We start from the raw sequence: 13,729 nt of genomic DNA, 5'->3' as shown, positions 1-13,729 counted from the left end.
AGCCGCGGTGTCAGAAGGCGCTCATGAAACTCGCGAAGACCAGGAGCCCCAGCAGCGGCAGGATCACCGTGGCCACGATGCCGCAGACGAGTCCCGCGGTCGCCGCTCCCCTGTTGGTCGCCTCACCCCGGTTGGCCTTGCCGCGGCCGATCGCGCCGAAGATGATGCCGAGGATTCCGAGGATGACCCCGATGAACCAGAGGAAGAACGTCACGCTGCACACGACGCCGATGATGCCCAGCACCAGACCGGTCGTGCCCATGCCGTTGCTCGGCTGCGGTGGCATGCCGTAGCCGGGCATCTGCGGGTAGGCGCCCACCGGAGCGGCGGCCGGGTAGGACGGAGCCGGACTCGCGTAGGCCTGCTCCTGGTTCGGGTAGCCGTACCCCGGAGCGGACCCGGACTGCGGATAGGCGTATCCCCCTGCCGGCTGCTGAGGCGGCTGCGGCGGCTGCGACGGCGGTGGCCCGAATCCACCGGATCCGGGATTGGCGTCGGACATGAACTGCTCTCCCCTCGTTGACTGCCAGGGCATCGTAATGGCCCTGCTCACCTCGGGGCGCACCGTTTCGTCCGGTCAATTCGGCGGGTGGGTCCGGCAGTTGCTTCGGCTGGTGCTTCGGCCGGTGCTCGATGGCTGATTCGGCCGGTGCCTCAGTCGTTGGCGAGTACGGACACCGGCACGGCCCGCAAGGCGCCGTAGGAGTCGTCGTACTCGTCGTCCATGTTGATCGCCGCCGTGATCCCGATGGCGATGAGGACGATGACCGCGACGCCGAGGATGATGCCGATGACGCCCGTGATCAGGCCGGCCTGCGCCTGACCGTGGTTGTCGGCCTCGCCGCGCTCGGCCCGCTTCTTCCCCTTGAGACCGAAGACCACGGCGAGTATGCCGAGCACGATCGAGACGACGCCGTAGAGGCAGAACAGACAGCAGGACAGGATGCCCAGGACCATCGCGGCGACGCCCATGCCGTTCTGCGGGGGCGCCTGCATACCGGGCCAGCCGTAGCCGGCGGGGTAGGACGGGTACCCGTAGCCGCCGGGAGCCGCGGGGCCGGTGGGTGCGACGGGCGGGGGAGGCAGGGCGGCGCCGGGAGCGTCCGCACCCGGGTAGGCGCTGCCGGGCGTCGGGTAGCCCGGCGGGGTGTAGCCGGGTGCGGTGTACGCGTCGGCGGGCATCGAGGTGACCGTGATCTGGTCGTGTACGGACGGGGGCGGCGACCCGGGCGGCTGGGCCGCGCCGGGGGCCGGGGCGGTGCCGGGGGCCGGGGCGGTGCCGGGCGCCTGACCGGTTCCAGGGCCCTGGCCCGCCTCCGGGGCCTGGCCGGAGCCGGGTGCCTGGTTCTTGTCCAGGGACGGCCGGCTCTCCGGCGGCGCCCAAGGGTCGCGGCCGCCTCCGGCCTCCCCGCTCGGCTGCGTTGCGTCCGTCACGTCATGTCCCCCTAGGTCGTTCGTGCCGCCATGCTACGGCCTCGCCCACCGCGTGTCGGAGGCGGTGCGGGCCCGGCCCCGCACCGGGGTTCACCCCGCCCACGGCCTACGATGTCACCGCACTCGATCAGCCGATCACCCGCGCCGCACCCCGACCGGTGCCCGGCGCCCTGCCCGGGGAGGCCCCCATGACCGAGCACCTCGTCGACGCCCGTGCGCCACGCGATCTGCGGGCCTTCATCGCCTCGTTGCCCAAGGCAGAACTCCATGTGCACCACGTCGGTTCCGCCTCCCCGCGCATCGTCTCCACGCTGGCCGCCCGCCACCCCGACTCCAAGGTCCCCACCGACCCCGAGGCGCTGGTCGACTACTTCACCTTCACGGACTTCGCCCACTTCATCGACGTGTACCTGTCCGTCGTCGACCTGATCCGCACGCCGGAGGACGTACGGCTGCTGACGTACGAGATCGCCCGGGACCTGGCCCGGCAGCAGGTGCGGTACGCCGAGCTGACCATCACCCCGTTCTCCTCGACCCGGCGCGGCATCGACGAACTCGCCTTCATGGAGGCCATCGAGGACGCCCGCAAGGGGGCCGAGGCCGAGTTCGGGACGGTCCTGCGGTGGTGCTTCGACATTCCGGGGGAGGCCGGGCTGGTGTCCGCCGAGGAGACGGTACGGATGGCCACGGACGAGCGTCTGCGTCCGGAGGGCCTGGTGTCGTTCGGGCTCGGCGGGCCCGAAGTCGGCGTACCCCGGCCGCAGTTCAAGCCGTATTTCGACCGGGCGATCGCGGCCGGTCTGCACTCCGTTCCGCACGCCGGCGAGACCACCGGCCCGGAGACGGTGTGGGACGCGGTCACCCACCTGCGCGCCGAGCGCATCGGACACGGCACCAGTTCCGCGCGGGACGAGAAGCTCCTCGCCCATCTCGCCGAGCACCGGATCGCGCTGGAGGTGTGTCCGACCTCCAACATCGCCACGCGCGCGGTGCGCACGCTCGACGAGCACCCCCTCATGGACTTCGTGAAGGCCGGCGTGCTGGTCACGATCAACTCCGACGACCCGCCGATGTTCGGCACCGATCTCAACAACGAGTACGCCGTCGCCGCCCGGCTGCTGGACCTCGACGAGCGGGGCCTGGCCGAGCTGGCGAAGAACGCGGTCGAGGCCTCGTTCCTCGACGAGACCGGCAAGTCCCGGATCAAGGACGAGATCGACACGTACACCGCTGGTCGGCTCGCCCCCTGACCGCACCACAATGGGTGCATGCAGAAGCTGACCGCCGTGGCCCATCGCGGCGACCCCTACCGCGTCCGTGAGAACACCGTCGACTCGCTGCGTTCCGCGCTCCGACGGGGTGCGGACGCGGTCGAGATCGACGTACGTCTCACCCGGGACGGCGTGCCCGTCCTGCTGCACGACGACTCACTGAAGCGGCTGTGGGAGCACGAACGGCCGTTGCTGTCGCTGTCGGTGGACGAGGTGCGCGGGCTCACGGACGGCGGGGTGCCGACGCTCGCCGAGGCGCTGACCGCGACCGAGGGCAGCCGGGTGCTGCTCGACCTGCCGGGCACGCCGGACGTGCGGGCGGCCCGCCGGGTCGTGGACGTGGTGCGGGAGTGCGGGGCGCGGGAGCGGGTGTACTACTGCGCGGGTGCCTCGGCCATGCTCGCCGTACGCGCCGCCGACCCGGCCGCCGAGATCGCGTTGACCTGGACCACGCTGGCCCCGCCCCGGCCCGCGTTGCTGGACGCGGTACGCCCGCGCTGGCTCAACTACCGCTTCGGGCTGGTGGATCGCGCCCTGGCCGAGCGCGTCCACGCCGACGGCTGTCTGCTCTCCGTGTGGACTCCCGACACGCGCCGCTCGATGCGCCGCCTCGTCGGCATGGGCGTCGACTCGATCACCACCAACCGCGTCGACATCCTGTGCGCCCTCCGCGACGGCGCCCTGAGCGACCGCGACCCGCGCGATCGCGACCAGCCCCGCGAACCAGCGGCCGCCCGGCGGCCCGGCGTCTGATCCGGGCCCGGAGGCAACCGAAGAGAGCTACAGGCGGGAGCGTTGCGGGACGGTCGCCGGATCGGCCGGGGTCGCGCGGGTGACGTACTGCGGCACCGGTGTGTCGTCCTTGCCGGTGTCGCGGACCAGGCCGTAGCGCTTCGCGCCCTGGTCGGGGCCCGTCGTGACGTCCTTCTCCACCGCGTCCCAGCTCGACGGGAAGACGTTCAGGCCGTAGTCGGCGCCGCGCTCGTTCACGGTGAGGGTGACGCTGCCGTCGACGTAGAAGTACTCGTTCTGCCACATCTGCTGGGTGCCGGACGGCGGGACGGCATAGCCGGTGGCCGAGTCGCCCATGCCGGTGGCGGAGCTGTCGGTGGCGCTGACCGGGTCGTCCATGCGCCGGCCGCCGCCCGAGGCCACATGGAAGAGCTCGCCCCGCAGCCCGGTCCAGGTCGGCATGACCAGGCCGCCGGCCCGGTACTGCGGGGAGATCTGCCAGCGGACGAGGACATAGCCCCGGCCGCTGAGCGTCACGCTGTCCCCGCGGTGGTTCATGGTGGCGTGCGCGCCGCCGCTGCTGGTGATGCCTGTCTCGGGCCGGTGCGGCAGGACGGCCGGCTCGGCGTTCGGGTCGGGCGCCCGGTCGACGGCGTCGACGACGGAGCCGTACAGGTCGGCCTTCTTCGACCGGGTCACCGACGGCGAGGCCGTGGGAGTCGGAGAGGCCGAGGGAGTTGAAGCCGAGGGGGGTGGTGGGGCGGAGGTGGCCGTCCGGCTGGGGGCGGTGAGGGCCGCGCGCGGGGGCGGGGCGGGATCCGGGGGCCGGGTGACGACGTACGCGCCGCCCGCGACGAGGGTCGCGCCCGCGGTCACGGCGACGGCCGGCTTGGCGAGCACACCCAACACCTTGGCGGACCAGCCGACGGAGGTGCCGACGGCCGTGGCGGCCACGGCCGTCTTGCCGCCGAAGGCGAGGGAGAGCGTGAAGCCGACCGGGAGCGGGACCAGCGCGATCCCGACGAGCAGGCGCTCCGCCGGTACGACGGACTCGCGGGCGTCGCCGCAGTACCCGCAGCCGCGGATGTGCCGGGCCAGCCGCTTGCGCCAGACGGAGTCGGGGCGGCCGGTCCAGCGAGCGGTCAGTTCGCGCAGGTCCGGGCAGGCGCCGTCGAGGGCCCGGACGATGCCGCGCGAGGCCTCCAGACGCTCCTTCATCCGCTGGACACGCACGGCGGCGTGCTGCCGGCTGATGCCGACGGCCTCGGCCAGCTCACGCCGGGTGAGGTCGCCGGCGACCTCCAGCCACCACAGGGACAGCAGTTGCCGGTCCTCGTCGTCGAGCCAGCGCGCCGCCTCCGCGACCTCGCGCCGCTCCCCCTCCAACCTAAGTCGCAGCACGGTGAGTTCGGCGAAGTCGGCGGCCTCGTGCGGCGCCGACTCGTCCAGCCGGGCGGGCGTGCTGCGGCGGGCCCGGTCCCGGATCTGCCGCATGGCGATCGCCACCAGCCAGGACCGGAAGCTGTCCGGGTCGCGCAGCGATCCGAGGTTGTCGACGGCCCGCAGCATGGTCTCCTGCACGACGTCGTCCACGTCGGCGTGGCCGTTCAGTGCCCGGCCGACGATGTTGTAGACCAGGGGCAGCCAGCCCGCGACCAGCTCGTCCAGCGCCTGCCGGTCACCGTCCTGTGCCGCCGAGACGGTGGAGCTCCAGTGCCGCGTGTCCACGATGCCCTTTCGGTGACCGGTGTGACGGTTGAGGTCGGATTTCTTGTGCACGCACCCTCTCAGGCGGGCCGAGACTGTCGTATGTCCGGCATCACAGTGCGGAGACGGTGTGAAGGCCGCCGGGATAACAGTTTTTTCTTCCCTTATGGGCCTCCCCCGACAACCCTCTTGCCCTGTACGGCATTTGGTCGGGGTCGCGTCAAGGGCGGGCACCCTCCTCGCCGACGATCCGGTGACCGCCGTACGCCCGGAGGATGATCACCGCCACATACCCACGGACCCTGGAGCAGCCGCATGCGCATCCGTCGTCGTACGACCGTCCTCGCCGCGTCCCTCGTCCTCGCCCTGGGGGCGGCAGCGCTGGCGTCCCCCGCCTTGGCCGCGACCGGGTCCGCCCCGGCCGCCGCGCACGCCACGACGACCGGCGAGCTGGACACCGCCGCCTTACGCGCCGCGCTCGTCGGCCTCCCGGACAAGGACGCGACCTTCGCCCTCGTCCGGGTGGGCGGCACCGACGGCAGCCGGCGCGGCAGCGCGGGCGTGCGCGATCTGGAGAGCGGCGGGGCGGCGGACCCGGACGCCCGGTTCCGGGCGGATTCGACGACGAAGGTGGTGACGGCGGCGGTCGTCCTGCAGCTCGCGGCGGAGGGGAAGATCCACCTGAACACGCCCGTGCAGCACTACCTTCCGGGCCTGCTGTCGAGGTGACGGGCCACTCCTACGCCTCCGAGGCCACCCGGCGCGTGCTGCTGCCCGCCGGGATGCGGGACACTTACTTCCCCGGCACCGACCCGGTGATCCACGGACCGCACAACCGCGGCTACCAGACGGTGAAGCGGGCCGACGGCACGACGGACCTCGTCGACGTGACCGACTGGAACCAGGCCGACCGGTGGGCGGCCGGGGACATGATCTCCACCAGCGCCGACCTGGAGCGGCTGCTGAAGCGCCTCTTCCGCGGCGACCTGGTGCCGCGGCCGCAGCTGAAGGAGATGTTCACGGTCCCGAGGCACATCAAGGGCGCCGACATGAGCGCCGGTCTGCAGCGCTTCGAGTTCGAGGGCCGGGTCTACTGGCTCAGGGCGGGCGCCCGGTACGGCTACGGCACGGTGATCGCCGCGACCCGGAACCTGTCACGCACGCTGGTCGTCTCCGTCGGCGGCACGGACGTGAAGAGCGAGGACATGAACCCGGTGACCGAGCGGATCGCGCTGCGCTCAAGTAGCGGGAACGAGGCGGGCGTTCGCGGTGAGCGCCTCCAGGCGCTTGATCTTCTTCCGTACGACGTACGGCGGGACCACCCCGAAGACGCCGAACGACATGTCGATCACGGTCCACCAGAACGGGATCCCCCGGACCGGTCCGCAGATCAGGGCGAGCGGGACGATGCCGGCGCAGGCGATCATCCCGAACTCGACGACCCAGATGTTGCGGACGGGGTCGCGGTAGGGGCCGTAGAAGGCAACCGCGATGACGAGATGGGCGAAGGCCAGCCAGTCCGTGCCGTACAGCACGAAGGGGTACTCGGCGTCGACGGTGTCGAGACCCTGGCGGACGTGCTCGATCCACTCCGTCAGGGCGGGCACGAATTCCGGCGCGGACAGCGCCCGCAGCAGGTCCTCGGTCCAGCGCAGCTCGTGGACCAGCGGGAAGGCCGTGGCGCCGCTGAGCACCAGACCCAGGACGAAGAAGACCAACCAGGCGCGGATGCCCTTGAGAAGGGCGGCTCTGTCGCTCATGGCGGGAGCGTACGCCTATAATTGAACATGTTCAAAACTGTAGTCGTCCGGTCGGACCCGGGGCCGGGAAACGCCGCGGCCCCGGACGGGAACCCATCCCGTCCGGGGCCGCGCGTCACGTCGTACGGACTACGCCTCCAGCGACGTCATCACGTGCTTGATCCGCGTGTAGTCGTCGAAGCCGTATCCCGACAGGTCCTTGCCGTAGCCGGACTTCTTGAAGCCGCCGTGCGGCATCTCCGCGACCAGCGCGATATGGGTGTTGATCCACACGCAGCCGAAGTCGAGCTTCTTGGACATCCGCATCGCGCGGCCGTGGTCCTTGGTCCACACCGAGGAGGCGAGGGCGTACTCGACGCCGTTGGCCCACTCCACCGCCTGGTCCTCGTCGGTGAAGGACTGGACGGTGATGACCGGGCCGAAGACCTCCTTCTGGATGATCTCGTCGTCCTGCTTGACGCCCGAGACGACGGTCGGGGCGAAGAAGTACCCCTTGTCGCCGACCCGCTTGCCGCCGGTCTCCACGCGCGCGTGGGCGGGCAGGCGGCTGATGAAGCCCTCGACCTGCGCGAGCTGGTTGGGGTTGTTCAGGGGGCCGAAGAGGATGTCCTCGTCGTCCGGCTGCCCGGTCTTGGTGTCGGCGGCGGCCTTGGCGAGCGCCGACACGAACTCGTCGTGGATGGCCTCGTGGACGAGGACACGGCAGGCGGCCGTACAGTCCTGCCCGGCGTTGAAGAAGCCGGCGACCGAGATGTCCTCGACGGCCTTGGCGATGTCCGTGTCCTCGAACACGACGACCGGCGCCTTGCCGCCCAGCTCCAGGTGGACCCGCTTGAGGTCCTTCGCAGCGCCCTCGGCGACCTGCATGCCGGCGCGCACGGAACCGGTGATGGAGGCCATCGCCGGGACCGGGTGCTCGACCATCATGCGGCCGGTCTCGCGGTCGCCGGTGATGACGTTGAAGACACCCTTGGGCAGGATCGAGCCGAGGATGTCGGCGATCAGGACCGTCGAGGCCGGGGTGGTGTCCGAGGGCTTCAGGACGACCGTGTTGCCCGCGGCGATCGCCGGGGCGAACTTCCACACGGCCATCATCATCGGGTAGTTCCACGGCGCGACCTGCGCACAGACACCCACCGGCTCCCGGCGGATCATCGAGGTCAGCCCCTCCATGTACTCGCCGGCGCTGCGTCCCTCCAGCATCCGGGCCGCGCCCGCGAAGAAACGGATCTGGTCGACCATCGGCGGGATCTCCTCGGAGCGGGTCAGCCCGATCGGCTTGCCCGTGTTCTCCACCTCCGCCGCGATGAGCTCCTCCGCGCGCTCCTCGAACGCGTCCGCGATCTTCAGGAGGGCCTTCTGGCGCTCGGCGGGAGTCGTGTCGCGCCAGGCCGGGAAGGCCGCGGCGGCGGCCGCCATCGCGGCGTCCACGTCCGCCTGTCCGGACAGCGGCGCGGTCGCGTACGCCTCGCCCGTCGCGGGGTTGACGACCTCGGTGGTCCGTCCGTCGACGGCGTCCCGGAACTCTCCGTCGATGTGGTTGCGCAGACGACGCAGCTCGGTGCTCACTGCCGGCCTCCTGTCAGGGTTGAACTGTTGTGGGGTGTCCGATTACTGAGACACCCAGCCTAATCCGCGGGGCCACGTTTTCAACACCCCTGATCACGCCAAGGCTGCGGAATTCGCAGATCTCACCCACGTAAACAACGAATTTCATTGATGGAGCCTTGCGAAAGTGTCGAGACGTCGTGCACAGTGACGTCGTGGCCAGTCGAAGCGCAGAACGGGGGGACTCACGGGAGTCCCGCGAGTCCCCCCGCGAGTCCAGGAACAGCAGCACCCCGCATCTGGATGCCGTCTCCCTCGGCATCATCGAGCAGCTCCAGGAGGACGGCCGCCGGCCGTACGCCGCCATCGGCAAGGCCGTCGGCCTCTCCGAGGCGGCCGTGCGCCAGCGCGTGCAGAAGCTGCTCGACCAGGGCGTGATGCAGATCGTCGCCGTCACGGACCCGCTCACCGTGGGCTTCCGCCGACAGGCGATGGTCGGCGTTCACGTCGAAGGCGACGTGGAGTCCGTGGCCGAAGCCCTGACCGCCATGTCCGAATGCGAATACGTGGTGATGACCGCAGGCTCCTTCGACCTGATGGTGGAGATCGTCTGCGAGGACGACGACCACCTTCTGGAGGTCATCAACAAGCGCATGCGAGCCATCCCCGGCGTGCGCTCCACGGAGAGCTTCGTCTACCTCAAGCTCAAGAAGCAGACCTACATGTGGGGAACCCGATAATCGTGAGCACCGACAGCCCCAAGGACCTCAGCAGGACCGCGTACGACCACCTGTGGATGCACTTCACCCGCATGTCCTCGTACGAGAACTCCCCCGTCCCGACGATCGTCCGGGGTGAGGGCACCCACATCTACGACGACAAGGGCAAGCGCTACCTCGACGGCCTCGCGGGCCTGTTCGTGGTCCAGGCCGGACACGGCCGCGTGGAGCTGGCCGAGGCGGCCTCCAAGCAGGCGCAGGAGCTGGCGTTCTTCCCGGTGTGGTCGTACGCCCACCCCAAGGCCGTGGAGCTCGCGGAGCGCCTCGCGGACCACGCGCCGGGCGACCTCAACAAGGTCTTCTTCACCACCGGTGGCGGCGAGGCCGTCGAAACCGCCTGGAAGCTCGCCAAGCAGTACTTCAAGCTCACCGGCAAGCCCACCAAGTACAAGGTCATCTCGCGCGCGGTCGCCTACCACGGCACCCCGCAGGGCGCCCTGTCCATCACCGGCCTGCCGGCCCTGAAGGCACCCTTCGAGCCCCTCGTCCCGGGCGCGCACAAGGTCCCCAACACCAACATCTACCGGGCCCCGCTGTTCGGCGACGACCCCGTGGCCTTCGGCCGCTGGGCCGCCGACCAGATCGAGCAGCAGATCCTCATGGAGGGACCGGACACGGTCGCCGCGGTCTTCCTGGAGCCGGTCCAGAACGCCGGCGGCTGCTTCCCGCCCCCGCCCGGCTACTTCCAGCGGGTCCGCGAGATCTGCGACAAGTACGACGTCCTGCTCGTGTCGGACGAGGTCATCTGCGCCTTCGGCCGCCTGGGCACGATGTTCGCCTGCGACAAGTTCGACTACGTCCCGGACATGATCACCTGCGCCAAGGGCATGACCTCGGGCTACTCCCCGATCGGCGCCTGCATCATCTCCGACCGCCTGGCCGAGCCGTTCTACAAGGGCGACAACACCTTCCTGCACGGCTACACCTTCGGCGGCCACCCGGTCTCCGCGGCCGTGGGCATCGCCAACCTCGACCTGTTCGAGCGCGAGAACCTCAACCAGCACGTGCTCGACAACGAGGGCGCCTTCCGCTCGACCCTGGAGAAGCTGCACGACCTGCCGATCGTCGGAGACGTCCGCGGCAACGGCTTCTTCTACGGGATCGAGCTGGTGAAGGACAAGCACACCAAGGAGTCGTTCGACGACGAGGAGACCGAGCGCGTCCTGTACGGCTTCCTCTCCAAGGCCCTGTTCGACAACGGCCTGTACTGCCGGGCGGACGACCGCGGCGACCCGGTCGTCCAGCTCGCCCCGCCGCTGATCTCCGACCAGGGGACGTTCGACGAGATCGAGCAGATCCTGCGCGCGACGCTGACGGAGGCGTGGACGAAGCTCTGACCTCATCGAAGGGATCTTCGCTTCTTCCGGAAGGATCTTCGTTAAGGAAGATCAATCACGGCCCCGGTGTCGCCCGTTCGAGTGAGAAAGGGCGGCCCGGGGCCGTGTGCTGTCCGGCCCGCCGACATGGGCTGCCTAGCGTGCGACTGACTCCTCCCCTTCGTCGGACGACGGGGATTCCTGGCTCACGTCGCCCAGTCGCTGAACGAGCGGCCGAGTCTGACGCGATCGACGCCGCCCGGGTTGAGACCAGCCCGGGCGGCAAAAGCGCCTAGGAGGCAGCACGTGCCTGGTTCTCGCGACGTACTGTCCGCGCCTCCTGCGAGGGCCCGAGACCGTGACCACGGGTCTCGGCGCTCGTTCCCCCGTCCGGGGGACACGGCACAGCATTTCCGATCAGAACCGAGGTGTACGCCCATGGAGGCCCCGCCGGACAACGACGTGCTCTGGGCACGGTCCCTGCACTTCACGCACCGCGACGGCTCACCCGGACTGGCCGGCGTCTCGCTGGGCGTCCGTGAGAGCGAGATCCTCGCCGTCAGCGGCCCGCGCGGCAGCGGCAAGACGACCCTGCTGGGGTGCCTGTCCGGACTGGTCCCGGCACAGCGCGGCGAGGTCTGGTTCAACAGCGCACCCGTCCACACCATGGGCCCGATGGCCCGCGAGCGGCTGCGGCGGGACCGCTTCGGCTGGATCGACCCGGTCCCGGTGCTGGTCCCCGAGCTCACCGTCTGGGAGAACACGGCCCTTCCCCTGATGCTGCGCGGCACCAGCCGTCGCCGTGCCAGGACGGTGGCGCTGGAGTGGCTCGAGCGCCTGGACGTCGGCGACACCACCCGCAAGCGCCCGCACGAACTGCGCCAGTCCGAGCGCCAGCGCGTCTGCATCGCGCGGGCCCTGGCCCCGGCGCCCACGGTGCTGTTCGCCGACGAACCGACGGCTCCTCTGTACCGCGCGGACCGCACCCACGTCCTGCGCACGCTCACCACGGCGGCCCGCTCGCACGGCATCACGGTGGTGCTCGCCACCCACGACGCGGAGACGGCCGCCCTCGCCGACCGCACGGTGTCGCTGCTGGACGGACGGCGTGTGAAGACCGTGCACCTGCCGCCGGTGCCCGAGACGGAAGGCCGGGCCACGTGCTCGCTCTCCGTCTGACCCGCGGCGCCCACCCGGCCGTCCAGCTCCGCCGTCTCCTGGTGGCGGCGGCGTCGGCCGGCACGGGCTTCCTCCTGCTCTGCACCCTCGGCTACGCGATGAGCCACCCGGACGACCCGGCGGGCTCGCTTCTCCGGCTGGCCTGGTGCGCGACCCCCCTGGCCACGACGGTGTACTTCGCGCTCGCCGTGGCCCGCACCGACCCGGCCGCCAGGCCGCGCACCGGCCTCTCGGCGATCGGTCTGGGCCCGGCCCGCCTGATGGCCGTCTCGGCCACCACGACGGCCCTCTCCTGCACGCTGGGCTCCATGCTCGCCCTGCTGGTCTTCCTCCACCTCCGGGGCGACCTGACGGGCATGCCGTTCGACGGGGCGGCAGCGGAGTTCCTGGCGGCGGACGCGCCCCTGCCGCTCCCCGCCGCTCTGACGTTGCTGGCCCTGGTCCCGGCGTCCGCGTCACTGGCTGTCGGCCTGGTGTCGCGGCCACGGGAAAGCCGACCGGCGGCTGCCCTGACGGGGGTCCGCTCGTTCGGCCGCTTCGGGGCGTACGGCGGCCCCGCGGCACGGGGCACCTTCGGCGTCCGCCTCCGGTCCCGCCAGGCGCCGGGCGGGCGGCTGGCTCAGGATCCGGGCACTGCTGGTGACACGGACTGTCCGGTCGCCGGTGCGGCTCCCGGCCCGAGTCACGGCGGCACCACCGCCCCGGCCGGCGCGGGCGAACCCGGCACCACGGTGACCTGTACCTCGGGCACCGGCACCGCGGTTCTCTCCATCCCGGACACCGGCACCGCCGACCTGGCCCCCGGCGCGCTTCCCCCGGCCTCCGAGGACGCCCCCCGAGGCCTCCCCTGGGGCATCGCGATCCTCGCCGCGGGCCTGGCCGTGGAGGCCTACGCCAACCGCACCGCGCCCGCCCCCACCGCCGCCCTCACCATGCCCGGCGGCCTCGCCACAGCAGGGCCCGCCGGAATCCTCGTCGGGTGGATCCTCACCGCCGTCGGTCTGGCCCTGGCCGGCCCCGGCCTCACCCACCTCTGCGGACGGCTCCTCCAGACCGCCCGCCCCGGCGCCCTCCGCCTCCTCGCCGGTCGCGTCCTCATGGCGGAGGCCACCCGCATCGGCCGACCCCTCGGCGTCGTCTGCGCGGTGGCGTCGGGGGCGTACGCCATGGCCGCGCTGGACGACACGTCAGGCCCCTCCTTCGGCCCGTTGACCATCCTCGGCCTGCTCCTGGTGACCGGCTGCACCGTGGCGACCCTCGTGACCGCCGCCGTGGAGGCCAAGCACGCCCGCGCCGACACCACGGCCGCCCTGGTACGGCTCGGCGCGCCCAGCACCACGCTGCGCAGCGCCGCCGCCCTGCGCGCCGGCGCGCTGCTGGCCCTCTTCGGCCCGCTCACCCTGGTCGTGGCCGAACTGGCGGCGCTCCCCCTGGCCCGCTGACAGCACGGGCGGCCCGTGCGTGAATCCCGTACGTGAATCCCGTAGGAAAACTTCTCCGGTGGCCGATGAGTTCCGGTGGGACGCGCCGTCTAACCACCGAACAGCACGCACCCGATGGGAGAGACCGATGACCTCGACGTACCAGCAGATGATCTTCGTCAACCTGCCCGTGAACGACCTGGACGCCTCCAAGAAGTTCTTCACCGAGCTGGGCTACACGATCAACCCGCAGTTCAGCGACGAGAAGGCGGCCTCCGTCGTGATCAGCGACAGCATCGTCGCCATGCTGCTCACCAAGCCGTTCTACGCGACCTTCACCAAGAAGGAGATCGCCGACGCGACGAAGTCCAGCGAAGTGCTGCTCGCGCTGAGCGCCGAGAGCCGCGAGAAGGTCGACGAACTGGTCGAGAAGGCGCTCGCGGCGGGCGGCTCCCCGGCGGGTGAGACGCAGGACCACGGTTTCATGTACGGCCGTTCCTTCGACGACCCCGACGGCCACACCTGGGAGGTCATCTGGATGGACCCGGCTGCCGTGGAGGGCTGAGACGCGCCGCGCCTAGC

Annotated in this window: 12 protein-coding genes and 1 pseudogene; 8 read left to right on the top strand and 5 right to left on the bottom strand. The window is 71.1% G+C overall.

Annotation, left to right across the window (positions count from 1 at the left end; all coding sequences use genetic code 11):
- Nucleotides 1–10: 10 nt before the first annotated feature.
- Nucleotides 11–502: a DUF4190 domain-containing protein gene (locus OHA64_RS34080; RefSeq protein WP_405619728.1), complete on the bottom strand. Its 492-nt coding sequence runs from the start codon at nucleotides 500–502 to the stop codon at nucleotides 11–13.
- A 152-nt stretch (nucleotides 503–654) separates the two neighbouring features.
- The gene (locus tag OHA64_RS34075) at nucleotides 655–1,434 is read right to left on the bottom strand and encodes a DUF4190 domain-containing protein (RefSeq protein ID WP_405619726.1); all 780 of its coding nucleotides are present in this window, start codon (nucleotides 1,432–1,434) and stop codon (nucleotides 655–657) included.
- Nucleotides 1,435–1,622: 188 nt separating this feature from the next.
- Between OHA64_RS34075 and OHA64_RS34070 the strand changes: the two genes are divergently transcribed.
- Together OHA64_RS34070 and OHA64_RS34065 are read left to right on the top strand one after the other, a co-directional pair.
- Nucleotides 1,623–2,684, top strand: coding sequence for an adenosine deaminase (locus tag OHA64_RS34070; RefSeq protein ID WP_405619724.1), 1,062 nt, complete (start codon nucleotides 1,623–1,625; stop codon nucleotides 2,682–2,684).
- Nucleotides 2,685–2,702: 18 nt separating this feature from the next.
- Nucleotides 2,703–3,458: a glycerophosphodiester phosphodiesterase gene (locus OHA64_RS34065; RefSeq protein WP_405619722.1), complete on the top strand. Its 756-nt coding sequence runs from the start codon at nucleotides 2,703–2,705 to the stop codon at nucleotides 3,456–3,458.
- 27 nt (nucleotides 3,459–3,485) lie between these two features.
- On the opposite strand, the gene OHA64_RS34060 is transcribed toward OHA64_RS34065, so the two are convergent.
- Nucleotides 3,486–5,165: a sigma-70 family RNA polymerase sigma factor gene (locus tag OHA64_RS34060; protein WP_405624225.1), complete on the bottom strand. Its 1,680-nt coding sequence runs from the start codon at nucleotides 5,163–5,165 to the stop codon at nucleotides 3,486–3,488.
- A 294-nt stretch (nucleotides 5,166–5,459) separates the two neighbouring features.
- On the opposite strand from OHA64_RS34060, the pseudogene OHA64_RS34055 reads away from it, so the two are divergent.
- A pseudogene (locus tag OHA64_RS34055) lies at nucleotides 5,460–6,391 on the top strand (serine hydrolase domain-containing protein); the annotation flags it as partial.
- Here the strand turns inward: OHA64_RS34055 and OHA64_RS34050 are convergent.
- Both OHA64_RS34050 and OHA64_RS34045 read right to left on the bottom strand, forming a co-directional pair.
- Nucleotides 6,383–6,904, bottom strand: a complete 522-nt coding sequence (locus OHA64_RS34050) for a hypothetical protein (RefSeq protein WP_405624223.1) — start codon at nucleotides 6,902–6,904, stop codon at nucleotides 6,383–6,385. The pseudogene OHA64_RS34055 and the gene OHA64_RS34050 sit on opposite strands and share 9 nt — an antisense overlap.
- A 129-nt stretch (nucleotides 6,905–7,033) precedes the next feature.
- Nucleotides 7,034–8,473 carry a gamma-aminobutyraldehyde dehydrogenase gene (locus tag OHA64_RS34045; protein WP_405619720.1) on the bottom strand — a complete coding sequence of 480 codons (1,440 nt, stop codon included), beginning with the start codon at nucleotides 8,471–8,473 and terminating at the stop codon, nucleotides 7,034–7,036.
- A 179-nt stretch (nucleotides 8,474–8,652) separates the two neighbouring features.
- Between OHA64_RS34045 and OHA64_RS34040 the strand changes: the two genes are divergently transcribed.
- From OHA64_RS34040 to OHA64_RS34020, 5 genes are all read left to right on the top strand, one after another.
- A complete protein-coding gene (locus tag OHA64_RS34040; RefSeq protein ID WP_405619718.1) occupies nucleotides 8,653–9,192 on the top strand; it encodes an Lrp/AsnC family transcriptional regulator in 540 nt (179 codons plus the stop codon).
- Between the two features lie 2 nt (nucleotides 9,193–9,194).
- Nucleotides 9,195–10,568, top strand: a complete 1,374-nt coding sequence (locus OHA64_RS34035; RefSeq protein WP_405619716.1) for an aspartate aminotransferase family protein — start codon at nucleotides 9,195–9,197, stop codon at nucleotides 10,566–10,568.
- A gap of 417 nt (nucleotides 10,569–10,985) precedes the next feature.
- Nucleotides 10,986–11,726, top strand: coding sequence for an ABC transporter ATP-binding protein (locus OHA64_RS34030; RefSeq protein ID WP_405619714.1), 741 nt, complete (start codon nucleotides 10,986–10,988; stop codon nucleotides 11,724–11,726).
- Entirely contained in the window at nucleotides 11,708–13,168 is a 1,461-nt protein-coding gene (locus tag OHA64_RS34025; RefSeq protein ID WP_405619712.1) for a hypothetical protein, read from the top strand. Before OHA64_RS34030 ends, OHA64_RS34025 begins: the two co-directional genes overlap by 19 nt.
- Before the next feature lie 127 nt (nucleotides 13,169–13,295).
- Nucleotides 13,296–13,712 carry a VOC family protein gene (locus OHA64_RS34020; protein WP_405619710.1) on the top strand — a complete coding sequence of 139 codons (417 nt, stop codon included), beginning with the start codon at nucleotides 13,296–13,298 and terminating at the stop codon, nucleotides 13,710–13,712.
- Nucleotides 13,713–13,729: the final 17 nt, after the last annotated feature.

The organism is Streptomyces sp. NBC_00076, from assembly GCF_045041235.1.
GTDB lineage: Bacteria > Actinomycetota > Actinomycetes > Streptomycetales > Streptomycetaceae > Streptomyces.
Note: the sequence above shows the minus strand (reverse complement) of the source record. Positions and strands in the feature narration are given on the sequence as shown.